This is a genomic window from Tsukamurella spumae, assembly GCF_012396015.1.
Lineage (GTDB): Bacteria > Actinomycetota > Actinomycetes > Mycobacteriales > Mycobacteriaceae > Tsukamurella > Tsukamurella spumae.
The window spans coordinates 1-16,561 of record NZ_JAAXOQ010000023.1; the positions used below are offsets into that span (position 1 = coordinate 1).

Here is a 16,561-nt window from a genome sequence, read left to right on the forward strand (position 1 = left end):
CCGCGCGGCGCGGCAGTGGCCCGCGTGAGCGCCGCGCGCCTGCGGGCCGGCGTCCCCGCGGTGGTCGGCGCGGTGGTGCTCGGCACGGGTGACGCGCTGCGCGCCGTCGCCGGGCGCCCCGGGGTTCGGTCCGTGCAGGTCATGCCGAGCGACGGTGCCCGCTTCGGGGTCTCCGCCCTGCTCCCGTCCTCCATCGACACCGCGGCCCCCGGCCCCGACGACCGGCCGGTGCCGCGGGCGTGACACCCGAACCTGCGACCGATCTCACCATGTGAGAGTTCTCTCCGTCGTCGTGCATTGCTTCCGCGCCATCGCGAACTAGCGTCGTCGGTATGGGAACAGTGCATCGCAGCAGTGGATTCATCGCCCTTCCGGCCCGCGTGTTGTGGGACGTGCTCGTCGATCCGGAGCGTCTCCCGCGCTGGCAGCCCTTCGTCGTCTCGGCGGCGCTGCGCGACCCCGTCGCGCTCGGCGCCCGTCTCGACTGGATGCCGGACCTGCGCGCCGCGTGGATCCATCGCCGCTTCGCGGCACCCGCGACGGTGGCGGAGTTCGTGCCGGAGCGTTCCCTCGCGATCAGCCAGCCCGAGCCGGCCGGGACCACCGTGCTCCGCTGGACGCTGACACCGCGGGACGGCGGCACCGTCGTCGAGCAGACCGTCACGGCCGACGGCGTCTCCGGGCCGTTCTTCGGCCGCCTGGTGGCCCGACGGTTCGCCGCCGATGCCGACACGGCCCTGGCGCGGCTGGCGATGCTCGCCGGTCCGCCGCGCGCCGAGGATCCGCTCCACGTAGTCATCGCGGGCGGCACGGGCGCGCTCGGTCGCAGGGTCGCGGCCGACCTGGTGCGCCGCGGTCACGCCGTGACGATCCTCACCCGGTCGATCCGCGCCGACGTCCCGTACCCGCAGGTCACGTGGGATGGGCGCACCGTCGGCGCCTGGGCCGCGGTGCTCGACGCACCGAACACCGCCGTGATCAACCTCGCCGGCAAGCTCGTCGACTGCCGGCCGACGGCGGCCAACATCGCCGCGCTGACGGCCAGCCGCGTCGACGCCACGCGGGCCCTCGTCGACGCGGCCCGCGGCCGCGGCGTCCGGCGGTGGGTGCAGGCGAGCACCACCGCGATCTGGAGCGACGCGGGGGAGCGCCGGTGCACCGAGGACACCCCGCTGCCCGAGCCCGGCCTGCCGCAGATGACCGGCGTCGCGCGAGCGTGGGAGGAAGCGGCCGCCGATGCCGATACCGCACACCTGACCGTCCTGCGAACCTCGATCGTGCTCGATACCGACTCGCCGGCGATGGCGAAGATGGTCGGCGTCACCCGCGCCTTCCTCGGCGGCAGTCTCGGCGACGGACGGCAGTGGTTCAGCTGGATCCACCGCGACGACTGGCTCGCCATCGTCCGCGCGGGTCTCGGCATCGAGCCGGGCGTCGTCCTGCCCGACGGGGTGGTCGTCGCGGCGGCGCCGCACCCGGTCCGCAACGCCGACCTCATGGCGGCGCTCCGCCGGCACCTGCACCGTCCGGCCGCGCCGCCGACGCCCGCCCCGATGCTCGCGCTCGGCGCGATCGGGATGCGTAGCGACCCGGCCCTCGGCTTGACGGGCCGGCACGCCACCTCGACGGTGCTCCCCGGCGCGGGATTCGCCTTCCGGTATCCCGAGCTCGACGGTGCGCTGTCCGACCTGTTCTGACGCTCAGCGGCTCACGGAGGTCTCGCCGGACAGCTTCTGCGCCAGGTAGATCGGGATCACGGAGACCAGGATCAACACGACCGCGACGACGTTGACGATCGGCGCCTGGTTCGGCCGGAACAGGTTCTCCAGGATCCACACGGGCAGGGTCTGATCCGACGCGCCGATGGTGAACGTGGTCACGATGATCTCGTCGAAGCTCAGCGCGAACGAGAGCAGCGCGCCGGCGAGCAGGGCGGACCGCAGCTGCGGCAGCGTGACGGACCAGAAGGTCCGGAAGACGCCCGCCCCGAGGTCCGCCGAGGCCTCCTCGAGCCGCCCGTTCATCTGCGCCAGCCGGGCCTGTGCGTTGTTGAGCACGGTGATCATGCAGAAGGTGGCGTGCGCGACGATCACCGTCCAGATGCTGAGCGGGATGCCGAGTGCGGTCGTGAACATGTTGTTGAGCGCGATGCCGGTGACGATGCCCGGCAGGGCGATCGGCAGGATCGACAGCAGGTTGACGGTGCTCCTGCCGAAGAAGCTGTACCGCTGCAGGGCCAGCGCGAGCATGGTGCCGAGGACGAGCGCGATCACCGTCGCGCTGAGCCCCACCTTCACCGACGTGCCCAACGCCGTCAGGACGCTGTCGTTGTGCGCGGCCCGGCGCCACCATTCGAGCGTGAAGCCGCGCGGCGGCCACCCGAAGGCCTTGTCGGCGTTGAAGGAATTGACCAGGACGAGGAGCAGCGGCACGTAGATGAATGCCAGGACCAGGCCGGTGACGATGCCCAGGAACCACTTGGAGGCGCGGGAGAGGTGCATGACGATTCCTTGTCAGACGTTCTTGAGGGCGCCGGTGCGTCGCACCAGGAGGAGGTAGGCGAAGATCACCACGATCGGTATGAACGACACCGAGGCGGCGAGCGGAAGATTGTTCGCCGCACCGACATTGGTGTAGACGATGTTGCCGAGCATCTGCGTGGTGCCGCCCACGATCTGGGCGGTGATGTAGTCGCCCATGGACAGCGAGAACGTGAAGATGGTGCCCGCGATGATCGACGGGACGAGCAGCGGCAGCAGGACGGACCGGAAGGTGCGCCACGGGCGCGCCCCGAGGTCGCCGGACGCCTCGAGGAGGGATCCGGGGATCCGCTCGAAGCCGGCGTGGATCGGCAGGATCATGTACGGCAACCACACGTAGGCCAGGGTGATGATCACCGCCGTGAGGCTGTAGCCGGGGGAGTCCAGACCGAAGGGCTTGGCCAGCCAGGAGAACAGGCCGCCGTCGGAGACGATGGTGCGCCACGCGTAGACCTTCACGAGGTACGAGGCCCACAGCGGCATGAGCACCGCCGCCACCAGGATCTTCTGCCAGCGCCGCGGCGCGATCTTGGCGATGAAGAAGGCGATCGGCACCGCCAGCACGATGTCGATCACGGTGACCGCGAGCGCGACGGCGATCGTGCGCAGCGCGACCTTCTGGTAGACCCAGGTGCTCAGCACCGTCTGCAGGTTGTGCAGCGTCCAGTAGCGGGAGATGGTCCCGGTGAAGGCGTCCACGGTCCACAGCGCGGTCACGAGCAGAGCCACCAGGGCCGCCACGTAGACCAGCACCAGCCACAGCGAGGGCAGTGTGAGCAGGCCGGCCAGACGCAGGCCGGGGCGCCGGTAGAGCAGCGCGGACACCGGGTGGGAGCGTAGCGCGGGCGGCCGTGCGGTGGGATCCTCGGCGCGCTCGGGGGTTTCGACGGTCATATCAATCAGCCCTTGATCTCGATCCAAGCCTCGGTCCACGCCGAGTAGTCGATGCACGTGACGTCCGTGCGGCCGTCCAGACAGGCCGCGATCGGGGTGCGCCAGTACCAGATGCGGTCGGCGAACTGCTCGTCCTCGGCGCGGTAGGTGGTACAGAAGTCCTTGTCGCTGGTCTCGGCGCAGGCCTTCGAGTTCGCCGGCGCCTCGCCGAAGTACTCGGCCACCTGGGCGTTGACCTTGGGGCTCACGATGTAGTCGAGCCACTTGTAGGCACAGGTCTTGTGCTTGGACTTCGAGCTCACCATCCAGGTGTCCGACCATCCGGTGGCGCCCTCGCTCGGGAGGACGGTGTTCACCGGGGTCTTGTTCTCCTGGGCCAGATTCGCGCCCACCTGCCACGTGGTGCCGATGACCGAGGAGCCGCTGCCGAAGGCCTGCACCTCCTTGGTGACGTCCGACCAGTACTCGCCGACGTGCTTGCGCTGCTGCTTGAGCAGATCCACGGCCGCGTCGAACTGGGTCCTGTCGAGCGCGTACGGATTCGTGATCTTCAGGTCCGGGCGGTGCGCCATCAGGTAGAGCGCGGCGTCCGCGATGTAGATCGGCGAGTCGTACGCGGTGACCTTGCCGTTGTACTGCGCGGCGTCCTCGAAGACCGAGCGCCAGGAGGTCGGCGCCGGCGTGACCGCATCGGTGCGGTACATGAGCAGATTCGCGCCCCAGCCGTGCGGCACACCGTAGTTCAGGCCCTCGTAGGAGTTCCACGGCTTGTTCTTCAGGTAGCCGAAGACGTCCGCGTAGTTGGGTACGAGCGCGGTGTTGATCGGGTCCACGTTGCCCCCGCCGATGAGCCGCAGCGCCGCGTCGCCCGAGGCGGAGACCACGTCGTACTGGCCCGAACGCATCAGGGTCACGGCCTCGTCCGAGGTGCCGAAGGGCTTGAACTCGACCTTGCAGCCCGTCTGCTGTTCGAAGGGCGTCACCCAGTTGACCGCGGGGTCGTTGCCGCCGTCCTCGACGTAGCCGGGCCAGCCCAGGATCGAGACCTTCCCTTCGGGTTGACCGAGGGCCGCGAGCGGAGTGGTGGACCGGGTCGGAGGGGTGGTGCCGCAGGCGGAGGTGACCACGGCGAGCGCGCAGGCCGCGGCGGCGGCCCCGATGCGGATCGACCCGCGGAGCGTGCCGGTCACGCCGCGGTCTCCGGCAGCCAGACCACGTCATCGTCGGACCAGGAGACGAAGACCCGGTCGCCGGTCGTGAAGGACTCGGCGGCCTCCCGGGCGAGGGCGACGACCTCCGTGCCGTCCTGGAGTGCGACGTGGACGTGCGTGGCCGGACCGAGGTAGACGACGGAGGTGATCGCACCCTCGAGCGCGCGGCCCGAGCCGGCCGGACCCGCGCCGACCGAGAGGTTCTCCGGGCGCAGGCTGAACGCCTCGGAGCGCTGGTACATCGATTCCGCGGCCGCGGGCGCGAACAGGTTCGAGGTGCCGACGAAGTCGGCGACGAAGCGGCCCCTCGGGTTCCGGTACAGCTCGCGCGGGGTGTCCAACTGCACGAGGTGTCCGTCGTTGAAGACGCCGACCCGGTCGCTCATGGTCAGCGCCTCCTCCTGGTCGTGCGTGACGAACACGAAGGTGATGCCGAGGGAGCGCTGCAGTTCCTTCAGTTCCACCTGCATCTGCCGGCGCAGCTTGAGGTCGAGCGCGCCCAGTGGCTCGTCGAGGAGGAGGACCTGCGGGTCGACCACGAGGGCCCGCGCGATGGCGACGCGCTGCTTCTGCCCGCCCGACAGCTGGTCCGGGCGACGGTCCGCGAACGCTCCGAGCTGCACCCGGTCCAGCACTGCCCGCGCTCGCTCGCGGCGCTCGGAGCGCCCCACGCCGCGCACGCGCAGTCCGTACGCCACGTTGTCCAGGACCGACATGTGCGGGAACAGTGCGTAGTCCTGGAAGACCGTGTTGACCGCGCGCTCGAAGGGGGCCGTCGTCGTGACGTCGACGCCGCCCAGCTCGATGGTGCCCGAGGTGACGGCCTCGAACCCGCCGATCAGGCGCAGCACCGTCGTCTTGCCCGAGCCCGACGGGCCCAGCATCGAGAAGAACTCGCCGGCACGGATATCGAGGTCGAGGCGGTCGACCGCGAGGGTGTCGTCGTACTTCTTGACCACATCGCGCAGCCGGATCGCGGGGGCGTCGGGCGCGGCGCCGTCGGGGGTGGGGGTCGTCATGGGCGTTCCTTCGCGGGAGTCGATGTGATGGGCGTCATATCGCAAAACATATAAGACCATAGGTATGAAGTAAATGTTTTCCAGGAATCTGTCCGGTAATGTCCGAGTCCGGGTGTCCGACCGGGCGCGATGCGACGAGGAGGTGCGATGACGGTGCAGGTACGACCGCCGCGCAGCCTCGTCGGCGTGTTCTCGCCGGTGCGCACGACCGGCCTCGCCGACGAGGTCGCGGCCCGCATCTCGGGCGCCGTCGACTCGGGGCTGCTCGTTGCGGGCCAACGCCTGCCGACCGAGTCCGAACTGGCGGCCGTGCTCGGCGTCTCCGCGGTCACCGTGCGGGAGGCGCTCGCCCGGCTCCGCGCTGAAGGCGTGATCACCACGACGCGAGGTCGAACCGGCGGGAGTTTCGTCGCGGCCGACCCCGTGGGCGCGCTCGCGCGTGCCCAGGAGCGGCTCGCGGGTATGAGCAAGGTGGGACTGTCGGACCTCGGTCAGCACTACGAGGCGGTGACGGCGCACTGCGCCCGCCTCGCGGCCCGGCGCGCGGGTCCCGCCGACCTCGCCGAGCTGCGCGCGGTCATCGGACCCACGCCGGACGAGGGCGGGGGCGCGGCCGCGCTCGCCGTCGCCGCCCGGCGTGCGGAGTCCGAATTCGCGATCGAGGTCGCGACGATCGGGCGGTCCGCCCGGCTCGCGCACGAGGTGGTCCTGTTGCAGTCGGAGCTCGGTCCGCTCGCGTTGTTGCCCAACGACGACGAGGAGTACCGCCGCGCGGCGGAGGTCGCCCGCGGCGCCGTGTCGACGGCGCTCGCCGCGCGAGACCCCGACCGTGCCGGGGCCGCGATGCGGGCCCTCGTCGGACACGAGTTCGCATGGTTGATCGCCCATCGGGCCGAGGCGGAGGAGGCGAGTGGCACGTGACGGATCACGATCAGGGTGAGGTCGAGGCCCTCGCCGACTACTTCACGCACTTGGACAGGAGCCTGTCGGAGTTCCGCGCCGCGGTCTCGCGCGGCATCGGCGGGGCCGCCCGGGCGGGCGTGCCCGGCGCCGCGATCGACAAGCTCGTCCGGCCCGGTGCCGAGGCGCTGCTGCGGGCGGATGAGCTGGGCGTGGTGGGCGCCGGATTCGTCTCGGGCGACCGGCTCTTCGGTGACGGCCGTGGCTACATCGCCTGGTGGCAGGTCGTTCGCGAGAGCCGGGTCGACGCCATCGGCGACGCGGGCTTCGGCCCCGCCGACCGGTACGCGCGGTACGACTGGTTCCAGGCCGCGGTCGCGAACCCGGACGACCTCGCGGTCACCGGGCCGTACATCGATCTGCTCTGTACGGACGACTTCATCCTCACGCTGACGCGGGCCGTCGTGGCGGCGGAGCCGGACGGCGGTGCTGGACCGGTGGGCGTCGTCGGGCTCGATGTCACGATCGAGGGCGTCGAACGCCGTGCGCGTACCGCGCTGCGGCGCCTGGGGGAGCGGTCCGCGCTGCTCCGTGCGGATGGGAGGGTCGTCGCCGCCCGCTCACCGCTGTTGCTCGCCGGCGATTTCGCCGAGGTCGACGCCGGATCGGAACGGATCGCGGTGGGGCCGCAGCTGGTGCTCGTCTCCAGTGCGCGCCCGGCGTGAACGGGGTGGTTCGCGCTCCGCGAAAAGCATTGTGAGTGGGCGCTCATTTCTGTAGCCTCAAAGTCGTGCACGCGGCTAACGGTTCTCGGACGCGCGCGCCGCACCTGCCACAGGACGAGCGGCGCGCGGCGCTGATCGATGCGACCCGGGACGCGCTGCTCGAGTACGGCGCCGTTCCCACCACCAAGCAGATCGCGCAGCACGCCGGCGTCGCGGAGGGAACGATCTTCCGCGTCTTCGAGTCCAAGGAGGCGCTCCTCGACGCGGTCGTGCGCGAGTCCTTCGTGACGGGGGAGCTGTTCGACCGGATCGACGCGATCGAACCGGGCCTCCCGCTGCGCGAACGGCTGTACGCGTTCGTCGAGATCGTCCAGAACCGGTTCCAGCACATCTTCGGACTGATGGCCGCGCTCGGCATGGTCTCGCCGCCCCACGTCCAGGACGAGGACTCGCGGCTGCGGGTCCAGGAGGAGGGGCCCGCCCTGGTCGAGCGTCTCGCCGGGGTGATCGCCGGCGACGCCGACCAGCTCAGCGTTCCGCCGCAGGAGGCGATCCACCTGCTGCGGCTGCTCACCTTCTCCGGCAGCCACCCGCACATCAGCCACGGGCACGTGCTCTCGCCCCGCACCATCGTCGACGTTCTGCTCGACGGAATCTCAGCCCCCGCAGCCCCCGCCGCCGGAAGGACCATTCCGTGACCCTGATCCGCCTCATCGCCGCGCACCTGCGGCCCTATCGGCCCTGGCTCCTCGCAGTGGCCGTGTTCCAACTCGTCAGCGTCATCGCGAACCTGGTGCTGCCCAGCATCAATGCCAAGATCATCGACCTCGGCGTCACGCCCGGCGACACCGGCTACATCTGGCGCATGGGTGCGGTCATGCTGGGGATCACGCTGATCCAAGTGATCGCGGCGGGCGGCGCCACCTACTTCGCCGCCCGCAGCTCTATGGCCTTCGGCCGGGACACCCGCCGCTCCCTCTTCGGCGCGGTCGGCCGGTTCTCGGGGCGCGAGGTGTCGAAATTCGGTGCGGCGTCACTGATCACGCGCACCACCAACGATGTGCAGCAGGTGCAGCTGCTGGTCCTGATGTCGCTGTCGATGATGATCCAAGCGCCCTTCATGGCGGTCGGCGGCGTCTTCATGGCCATCCGGGAGGAACCTGGCCTGGCCTGGCTGATGGTGGTGGCCGTGCCCGTCCTCGGCGCCGTTCTGGGCGTGGTGATCGCGAAGATGATCCCCGGCTTCCGGCTCGTCCAGACCCGGCTCGATGCCGTGAACCGTGTTCTCCGGGAACAGCTCACGGGCGTCCGAGTGATCCGGGCCTTCGTCCGTGAGCCCGTGGAGCGTGACCGGTTCGACGGTGCCAACACCTCCCTCACGGACGCCTCGGTGCGCGTGATGCGGCTGATGGCGATCATGTTCCCGTGGGTCATGCTGGTGCTCAACCTCTCCACGGTCGCGGTCTGGTGGTTCGGCGCGCATCTCATCGCCGACGGTTCCGCGCAGATCGGCTCCGTCACCGCCTACATGCAGTACATGATGCAGATCCTCATGTCGGTGATGATGGCCACGTTCATGGTGATGATGGTGCCGCGCGCCTCGGTCGCCGCGGACCGGATCACCGAGGTCCTGTCCACCCCGCCCACCGTCGCGCCGCCGGAGCATCCGGCTCCGCTCCGGACGATCACGGGCGCCGTCGAACTGGACGCGGTGACGATGTGTTACCCGGGTGCGGCGCAGCCCGTGCTGCGCGATGTGGATCTGGCCGCGCGGCCGGGGGAGACGGTGGCGATCATCGGGTCGACCGGCTCGGGCAAGACCACCCTGATCAACCTGCTGGCGCGGCTGTTCGACGCCACGGGGGGCGCGGTCCGCTACGACGGCGTGGACGTGCGTGAACTGCGGTCGGATGCGCTGTGGGGCCACGTCGGCCTCGTGCCGCAGCGGGCGTACCTGTTCAGCGGCACCGTCGCCTCGAACCTGCGGTTCGGCAATCCCGACGCGACCGACGACGAGCTCGCGGAGGCGCTGCGGATCGCGCAGGCCACCGACTTCGTCGCCGAGCTCGGCGGTCTCGATGCGCCGATCGCGCAGGGCGGGACCAATGTCTCGGGCGGGCAGCGCCAGCGGCTCGCGATCGCCCGCGCGCTCGTCGCGAAGCCGGCGATCTACCTGTTCGACGACAGCTTCTCGGCGCTCGACCTCACGACCGACGCGAAGCTGCGCGCGGCCCTGCGGCCCTACACCCGTGAGGCGACCGTTTTCATCGTGGCGCAACGCATCTCGACCATCGCGAGCGCCGATCAGATCATCGTTCTCGAGGACGGCGAGGTCGTCGGCCACGGCACCCACGCGGAGCTCCTCGAGACCTGCCCGACCTATCAGGAGATAGCGGGCAGCCAGGCGAGCGCGGGGAGTGCGGCATGACACGGCCAGGAGGGCGGACGGCGGCCGCCGCGGCGGCGGGGGCGCCCAACCAGAAAGCCATGACCTTCTGGCCGTCGCTGAAGCGGCTGCTGGGGCGGATGCGTGAGCAGCGGGTGGCGATGATGGCGGCGATCGTGCTCTCGATCGGCTCGGTCACCGCCGCCGTGCTCGCGCCCAAGGTCGTGGGCACGGCCGTCGATGCGATCTACGACGGTTTCCGCTCGCAGCTGCGGCACGGTCCGGGCATCGACTTCCACCGCGTGGGGACGATCCTGCTCTGGGTGGTCGTGCTGTTCGTGGCGAGCGCGGCCCTGCAGTACGTGCAGGGCTACCTCCTCAACGGGGCCGTGCAGCGGGTCATGTACTCGCTGCGCCGGGAGGTGGAGGAGAAGCTGAACCGGCTGCCGCTCAGCTATTTCGACAAGCAACCCCGCGGCGAGCTGCTCTCGCGGGTGACCAACGACATCGACAACCTGGGCCAGTCGCTGACCCAGGCCCTGAGCCAGCTGATCGTCTCCGCGTTCACGGTGATCGGCGTGCTCGTCATGATGCTCGTCGTCTCGCCGCTGCTGACGGCCGTCGCGGTCGTCGTCATCCCGCTGATCGTGGTCTTCGCGGGCCAGATCATGAAACGCAGCCAGAAGCACTTCGTGGCGCAGTGGAAGTCGACGGGCTCGCTCAACGCCCAGGTGGAGGAGGCCTTCACCGGACACGACCTGGTCACCGTCTACGGCCGCGGAGCCGCGCTGGAGGAGCGGTTCGCCGCCGAGAACGACGCCCTGATGCACGCGAGCTACCGGGCGCAGTTCCTCTCCGGCCTCGTGATGCCGATCAGCATGTTCGTCGGCAACCTGCAGTACGTGGCGGTGTGCGTGGTCGGCGGGCTGCGGGTCGCCGGCGGCGGAATGAGTCTCGGCGATGTCATCGCCTTCATCCAGTACTCCCGGCAGTTCACCCAGCCGGTCACGCAGATGGCGTCGATGGTGAACATGCTCCAATCCGGAGTCGCGTCCGCCGAGCGGGTCTTCTCGATCCTCGACGCGGAGGAACAGGTCGCCGGGCGGCCGGGCACGTTGCCGGAGCCGACGCGCGGCCGCGTCGCCTTCGAGAACGTCTCCTTCGGCTACAAGCCCGACGAGCCGCTCATCGAGGGCATGAATCTCGTCGCGGAGCCCGGGCGGACCGTCGCGATCGTCGGGCACACGGGCGCCGGCAAGACGACCCTGGTCAACCTGATCATGCGGTTCTACGAGCTCAGCGGCGGGCGGATCACGATCGACGGCGTCGACATCGCGGAGGTCGAGCGCGCCGACCTGCGTCACAGGATGGGCATGGTGCTGCAGGACACCTGGCTGTTCGAGGGCACCATCATGGACAACATCCGGTACGGGCGTCTCGATGCGACCGATGAGGAGGTGTACGAGGCCGCACGGGCCACCTTCGTCGACCGGTTCGTCCACTCCTTGCCGGACGGGTACCAGACGGTGCTCGACGACGAGTCGGGCAGCGTCTCGGCGGGCGAGCGACAGCTGATCACCATCGCCCGCGCCTTCCTCGCGGAGCCGGCGATCCTGATCCTCGACGAGGCGACCAGTTCCGTGGACACGCGCACCGAGGTGATGCTGCAGCAGGCCATGCACGCACTCCGCGCCGACCGGACCAGTTTCGTCATCGCGCACCGGCTCTCGACCATCCGGGACGCGGACGTCATCGTCGTGATGGACCACGGGCGCATCGTCGAGCAGGGTTCGCACGAGGAGCTCCTCGCCGCCGGCGGGCACTACGCCGATCTGTACCGGGCGCAATTCGAGGGCGTCGAGATCTGACGACGCGCCGGTCCGCGGGCAGGTCGTTGCCAAGGTTGTGACAAGTGCGCGCGATAGGCTGGTGGCCGAGAAGAACGGACGAAGAGGGACAGAAGCGGCGGACATGAGCGATGAACTCGCACCCGGGACGGTGATCGGCGGCTACCGGATCGAGCGGCGCCTCGGCTCCGGCGGCATGGGCTCCGTCTACCTGGCCAAGCATCCCGAGCTGCCGCGCTACGACGCGCTCAAGGTCCTGGGCGCGGGCTACTCGGGCGACGACGCCTTCCGCAAGCGGTTCCTCCGCGAGGCGGAGCTCGCGGCGCGGCTCGATCATCCGAACGTGGTCACCATCTACAACCGCGGCACCGAGGGCACCCGCCTGTGGATCGCCATGCAGTACGTCGAGGGCGACGACTGCTCCGTGCTGCTCAAGCGCACGCCCACGGGGCTCGCGCCCGCGGTCGCGGTGGAGATCGTCGGCCAGATCGGGCGGGGCCTGGATCGCGCGCACCGCGCCGGGCTCCTGCACCGCGACATCAAGCCCGCCAACATCCTGGTCACCGCTATCGATGACGACGGTGACGACGGGGACGAGCGTCGCGCGCTGCTGACCGATTTCGGCGTGGCCAAGGGCGGCGAGGACACCTCGCAGCTGACGGCGGTCGGCACCGTCCTCGCGACGCTGGCCTACGCCTCGCCGGAGCAGCTGTGCGGAGAGGAGCTGGACCCGCGGTCGGACCAGTACTCGCTGGCGGCCACCTTCTTCCACCTGGTCACGGGCAAGGTTCCGTACACGGGTGCCAGTACCGATGCGGTGATCGACGCGCACTTCAACGCCCCGCCGCCGCGGATCTCACAGATCCGCGACGGGGTGCCGCCCGCGGTCGACGCCGTGGTCGCCCGCGGCCTGGCCAAGACTCCCGCCGAGCGGTTCGCGACGTGCCGGGAGTTCGCGAACGCCCTGAAGTCCGCGCTGGCGGCGCCGGTCGCACGGCCTGCGCCGCGGCAGGTCCAGCGGCCCGCGTCCGGGTACGTTCCGGGCCCGGGGCACCCGTCCGGCCCGCAGCAGCCCGCGAGCGCGCCGCGTCCGTCCCAGCCGGTGCAGCGCACCGTCGCACCGGGCATCCGGGGGCAGGCGAACCGGCCGAGCTACCCGATGGCGCGTCCGCAGCAGCCCGTGGCGCCGCAGCCGCTGTACGGCGCGGGTGTGCCCTCCGGGGCCGTTCCCCGGCAGCCGGCGCCGCGCCCGCCCGCCCCGCGCGGCCGGCCCGCGAAGGCCCCGAGTTCGGGTGTGATGTCGCCCGGCGTGCTGGTGCTCGTGGGAGTGGCGGTAGTGGCGTTGCTGGTGTTGATCCTGGTCATCGTTCTCGCCGCGTGATCCGTCCGGACCTGTCGGAGGGACGGCCTACACTGCCTAATGACAGCGATGAGATTCTCCACCGGAGGTGAACAACCCATGACGTCCGCCGCCGGCTCGTTCGTCCATCTGCACAACCACACCGAGTACTCGATGCTCGACGGTGCGGCCAAGGTCGATCCGCTGTTCGCGGAGGCCCAACGGCTGGGGATGACGGCGGTCGGCATGTCCGACCACGGGAACATGTTCGGTGCCTCGGACTTCTACAACACGGCGCGCAAGTACGACATCAAGCCCATCATCGGGATCGAGGCGTACATCGCGCCGGAGTCGCGGTTCAACACCAAGCGCGTCAAGTGGGGCGATCCGTCGCAGAAGGGTGATGACGTCTCGGGCTCGGGCGCCTACACCCACATGACGATGGTGGCGGAGAACGCCACGGGCCTGCGGAACCTGTTCAAGCTGAGTTCGCTCGCGTCGATCGAGGGCCAGCTGGGCAAGTGGTCCCGGATGGACGCGGAGATCATCGCCGAGCACGCGGCCGGCATCATCGCCACCACGGGCTGCCCGTCGGGTGAGGTGCAGACGCGGCTGCGGCTCGGGCACGAGCGGGAGGCCCTGGAGGCCGCGGCGAAGTGGCAGGAGATCTTCGGCAAGGAGAACTTCTACCTGGAGCTGATGGACCACGGCATCGACATCGAGCGCCGGGTCCGCGAGGGCCTGCTGGAGATCGGCCGCAAGCTCGGGATCAAACCACTCGCCACCAACGACTGCCACTACGTCACCAAGGACAAGGCGGAGTCGCACGGCGCGTTGCTGTGTATCCAGACCGGTAAGACCCTGTCCGATCCCACCCGGTTCCAGTTCGACGGCGACGGCTACTACCTGAAGTCGGCGCAGGAGATGCGCGAGCTGTGGGATGCACAGGTGCCGGGCGCCTGCGATTCCACCGTCGAGATCGGCGAGCGCGTCCAGTCCTACGCGGAGGTCTGGGAGCACAAGGACCGCATGCCGCGGTTCCCGGTGCCCGAGAACCACACGCAGGAGTCCTTCCTCGAGTCGGAGGTCATGGACGGCCTGAACCGTCGTTTCCCCGACGGTCCCCCGGCGGACTACGTCGAGCGCGCGAAGTACGAGCTGTCGGTCATCAACGAGATGGGTTTCCCGGCCTACTTCCTCGTCGTCGGCGACCTGATCGCGCACGCGCACGAGGTCGGCATCCGAGTTGGCCCGGGCCGTGGTTCCGCGGCCGGCTCACTGGTGGCGTGGGCGCTGGGCATCACCAACATCGACCCGATCCCGCACGGCCTGCTGTTCGAGCGGTTCCTCAACCCCGAGCGCGTGTCGATGCCCGATATCGATATCGACTTCGACGATCGTCGCCGTGGCGAGATGATCACCTATGCGTCGGAGAAGTGGGGCTCGGACAAGGTGGCCCAGGTCATCACGTTCGGCACCATCAAGACGAAGGCCGCCATCAAGGACTCGGCCCGCGTCATCTACGGGCAGCCCGGCTATTCGATCGCCGACCGCATCACCAAGGCGCTGCCGCCGCCCATCATGGCCAAGGACATCTCGGTCAAGGGCATCACGGACCCCTCGCACGAGCGGTACAAGGAGGCCGTCGAGGTCCGGCAGTTGATCGAGACGGACCCGGACGTCAAGAAGATCTACGACATGGCGCTCGGGCTCGAGGGCCTGATCCGCAATGCCGGCGTGCACGCCTGCGCGGTGATCATGTCCTGTGATCCGCTCACCGACGCGATCCCCGTGTGGAAGCGGGCGCAGGACGGCGCGATCATCACCGGCTGGGACTACCCGTCGTGCGAGGCCATCGGCCTGCTGAAGATGGACTTCCTGGGCCTGCGCAACCTCACCGTGATCGGTGACGCGCTGGGCAACATCAAGCACAACCGCGGTGTCGACCTCGACATGGACCAGCTCCCGCTGGACGACGAGGTCACCTACGAGCTGCTGCAGAGGGGCAACACCCTCGGCGTGTTCCAGCTCGACGGCGGCCCCATGCGGGATCTGCTGCGCCGCATGCAGCCCACCAAGTTCGAGGACATCGTGGCCGTGGGCGCCCTGTACCGCCCGGGCCCGATGGGCATGAACGCGCACAACGACTACGCGGATCGCAAGAACGGCCGGCAGCAGGTCAAGCCGATCCACCCGGAGCTCGAGGAGCCGCTCAAGGACATCCTCGCGGACACGTTCGGCCTGATCGTGTACCAGGAGCAGATCATGCACATCGCGCAGAAGGTCGCCGGGTACAGCCTCGGCCAGGCCGACATCCTGCGCCGCGCGATGGGTAAGAAGAAGAAAGAGGTCCTCGACGAGGCCTACGGCGGGTTCCAGCAGGGCATGCTCGACAACGGCTTCTCGCAGGCCGCGATCACCGCGCTGTGGGAGACGGTGCTGCCCTTCGCCGGCTACGCGTTCAACAAGTCGCACGCCGCCGCGTACGGCCTGGTCTCCTACTGGACGGCGTACCTCAAGGCGAACTACCCGGCCGAGTACATGGCGGCGCTGCTCACCTCCGTCGGTGACGACAAGGACAAGGCGGCCATCTACCTCGGCGACTGCCGCCGCCTGGGAATCACCGTTCTCCCGCCGGATGTCAACGAGTCCTTCCACGCCTTCACCTCGGTCGGTCAGGACATCCGCTTCGGCATGGGCTCGGTCCGCAACGTGGGCGAGGGTGTGGTCGCCTCCATCGTCCGGACGCGTGAGGAGAAGGGCGCCTACACCTCCTTCTCCGACTACCTCGCCAAGATCGAGGTCGCGGCCTGTTCCAAGAAGGTCACCGAATCCCTCATCAAGGCGGGCGGTTTCGACTCGCTCGACCATCCCCGCAAGGGCCTGCTCCTGGTGCACGCCGACGCGATCGAGTCGGTGCTGTCGACGAAGAAGGCCGAGGCCGTGGGCCAGTTCGACCTGTTCGGGTCGATGGGGGAGGAAGACGGTGCCGCCGGCCCCATCGACGATGTCTTCACCATCAAGGTTCCCGAGGAGGAGTGGGAGGGCAAGCACAAGCTGGCTCTCGAACGCGAGATGCTCGGCCTGTACGTCTCCGCGCACCCGCTCGACGGGGTGGAGCACGTGATCGGCGCGCAGACGGACACCGCGATCCCCGCGATCGTCGAGGGTGACGTCAAGGACGGGACCCAGGTCACCGTCGGCGGCATCCTGCAGTCCGTGAACCGGCGCGTGAACAAGAACGGCGCGCCCTTCGCCTCCGCCCAGATCGAGGACCTCTCCGGCGGCATCGAGGTCTTCTTCTTCCCGCAGGCGTACGCGGCCTACGGCGCGGAGGTCGTCGAGGACGCGGTGGTGCTGATCAAGGCCCGGGTGAACTTCCGCGACGACAAGGTCACCCTCATCGCGAACGACATCGCGCCGATCGACCTGTCCCAGATCGGTGTCGCGAAGCCGCTCTCCCTCACGATGCAGACCAGGGTGTGCACGCAGGACAAGGTCTCCGCCCTCAAGCAGGTCCTGCAGCGCCACCCCGGCGTCTCGGACGTGCACGTCAAGCTCGTCGGCGGTGACGGCGACGGGAAGAGCACCACGCTCAAGCTGGCCGACACGCTCCGGGTGAACCCGTCGTCGTCGCTGATGGGCGACCTGAAGGCGCTGCTGGGCCCCCACTGCCTGGCCTGAACCCGGTACGTCGCCG

General features: G+C 69.6%; 12 protein-coding genes and 1 pseudogene. 9 read left to right on the forward strand and 4 right to left on the reverse strand.

Annotated elements, in window-relative coordinates; genetic code table 11:
• A pseudogene (locus tag HF999_RS16090) lies at nucleotides 1-243 on the forward strand (hypothetical protein); the annotation flags it as partial.
• Between the two features lie 89 nt (nucleotides 244-332).
• A complete protein-coding gene (locus HF999_RS16095) occupies nucleotides 333-1,697 on the forward strand; it encodes a DUF1731 domain-containing protein (RefSeq protein ID WP_168546863.1) in 1,365 nt (454 codons plus the stop codon).
• 3 nt (nucleotides 1,698-1,700) lie between these two features.
• On the opposite strand, the gene HF999_RS16100 is transcribed toward HF999_RS16095, so the two are convergent.
• Genes HF999_RS16100 through HF999_RS16115 form a run of 4 tightly spaced genes read right to left on the reverse strand, consistent with a single transcriptional unit; the run spans nucleotide 1,701 to nucleotide 5,664 of the window.
• The gene (locus tag HF999_RS16100; RefSeq protein WP_168546864.1) at nucleotides 1,701-2,501 is read right to left on the reverse strand and encodes an ABC transporter permease; all 801 of its coding nucleotides are present in this window, start codon (nucleotides 2,499-2,501) and stop codon (nucleotides 1,701-1,703) included.
• Between the two features lie 12 nt (nucleotides 2,502-2,513).
• Nucleotides 2,514-3,434 (reverse strand): ABC transporter permease, encoded by a 921-nt coding sequence (locus HF999_RS16105; protein ID WP_168546865.1) that lies wholly within the window; start codon nucleotides 3,432-3,434, stop codon nucleotides 2,514-2,516.
• Between the two features lie 5 nt (nucleotides 3,435-3,439).
• Nucleotides 3,440-4,624 carry an ABC transporter substrate-binding protein gene (locus HF999_RS16110; protein WP_168546866.1) on the reverse strand — a complete coding sequence of 395 codons (1,185 nt, stop codon included), beginning with the start codon at nucleotides 4,622-4,624 and terminating at the stop codon, nucleotides 3,440-3,442.
• Entirely contained in the window at nucleotides 4,621-5,664 is a 1,044-nt protein-coding gene (locus HF999_RS16115; RefSeq protein ID WP_168546867.1) for an ABC transporter ATP-binding protein, read from the reverse strand. Before HF999_RS16115 ends, HF999_RS16110 begins: the two co-directional genes overlap by 4 nt.
• A 147-nt stretch (nucleotides 5,665-5,811) precedes the next feature.
• Here HF999_RS16115 and HF999_RS16120 point away from each other — a divergent pair, with 147 nt between their 5' ends.
• The 7 genes from HF999_RS16120 to dnaE all read left to right on the forward strand — a co-directional run bounded on the left by HF999_RS16120 (nucleotide 5,812) and on the right by dnaE (nucleotide 16,545).
• Nucleotides 5,812-6,585: a FadR/GntR family transcriptional regulator gene (locus HF999_RS16120; protein WP_168546868.1), complete on the forward strand. Its 774-nt coding sequence runs from the start codon at nucleotides 5,812-5,814 to the stop codon at nucleotides 6,583-6,585.
• On the forward strand, nucleotides 6,582-7,289 hold the full coding sequence (locus tag HF999_RS16125; RefSeq protein ID WP_168546869.1) for a PDC sensor domain-containing protein: 708 nt from the start codon (nucleotides 6,582-6,584) through the stop codon (nucleotides 7,287-7,289). Before HF999_RS16120 ends, HF999_RS16125 begins: the two co-directional genes overlap by 4 nt.
• Nucleotides 7,290-7,354: 65 nt before the next feature.
• Complete coding sequence (locus tag HF999_RS16130; protein ID WP_168546870.1) at nucleotides 7,355-7,987, forward strand: TetR/AcrR family transcriptional regulator; 633 nt, start codon at nucleotides 7,355-7,357, stop codon at nucleotides 7,985-7,987.
• Nucleotides 7,984-9,717, forward strand: coding sequence for an ABC transporter ATP-binding protein (locus HF999_RS16135; protein WP_312854165.1), 1,734 nt, complete (start codon nucleotides 7,984-7,986; stop codon nucleotides 9,715-9,717). Before HF999_RS16130 ends, HF999_RS16135 begins: the two co-directional genes overlap by 4 nt.
• Nucleotides 9,714-11,543: an ABC transporter ATP-binding protein gene (locus tag HF999_RS16140; protein WP_168546871.1), complete on the forward strand. Its 1,830-nt coding sequence runs from the start codon at nucleotides 9,714-9,716 to the stop codon at nucleotides 11,541-11,543. The genes HF999_RS16135 and HF999_RS16140 overlap by 4 nt, the downstream gene beginning before the upstream one ends.
• Before the next feature lie 103 nt (nucleotides 11,544-11,646).
• Complete coding sequence (locus HF999_RS16145; protein WP_168546872.1) at nucleotides 11,647-12,903, forward strand: serine/threonine-protein kinase; 1,257 nt, start codon at nucleotides 11,647-11,649, stop codon at nucleotides 12,901-12,903.
• A gap of 78 nt (nucleotides 12,904-12,981) precedes the next feature.
• Nucleotides 12,982-16,545, forward strand: coding sequence for a DNA polymerase III subunit alpha (gene dnaE, locus HF999_RS16150; protein WP_168546873.1), 3,564 nt, complete (start codon nucleotides 12,982-12,984; stop codon nucleotides 16,543-16,545).
• Nucleotides 16,546-16,561 lie beyond the last annotated feature (16 nt).

What these genes read in the sequence shown, in the direction of transcription:
- HF999_RS16115 (WP_168546867.1), bottom strand. Translation starts at nt 5,664, where the DNA reads ATGACGACCCCCACCCCCGACGGCGCCGCGCCCGACGCCCCCGCGATC.
- HF999_RS16095 (WP_168546863.1), top strand. Translation starts at nt 333, where the DNA reads ATGGGAACAGTGCATCGCAGCAGTGGATTCATCGCCCTTCCGGCCCGC.
- HF999_RS16140 (WP_168546871.1), top strand. Translation starts at nt 9,714, where the DNA reads ATGACACGGCCAGGAGGGCGGACGGCGGCCGCCGCGGCGGCGGGGGCG.
- HF999_RS16120 (WP_168546868.1), top strand. Translation starts at nt 5,812, where the DNA reads ATGACGGTGCAGGTACGACCGCCGCGCAGCCTCGTCGGCGTGTTCTCG.
- HF999_RS16105 (WP_168546865.1), bottom strand. Translation starts at nt 3,434, where the DNA reads ATGACCGTCGAAACCCCCGAGCGCGCCGAGGATCCCACCGCACGGCCG.
- HF999_RS16145 (WP_168546872.1), top strand. Translation starts at nt 11,647, where the DNA reads ATGAGCGATGAACTCGCACCCGGGACGGTGATCGGCGGCTACCGGATC.
- dnaE (WP_168546873.1), top strand. Translation starts at nt 12,982, where the DNA reads ATGACGTCCGCCGCCGGCTCGTTCGTCCATCTGCACAACCACACCGAG.
- HF999_RS16100 (WP_168546864.1), bottom strand. Translation starts at nt 2,501, where the DNA reads ATGCACCTCTCCCGCGCCTCCAAGTGGTTCCTGGGCATCGTCACCGGC.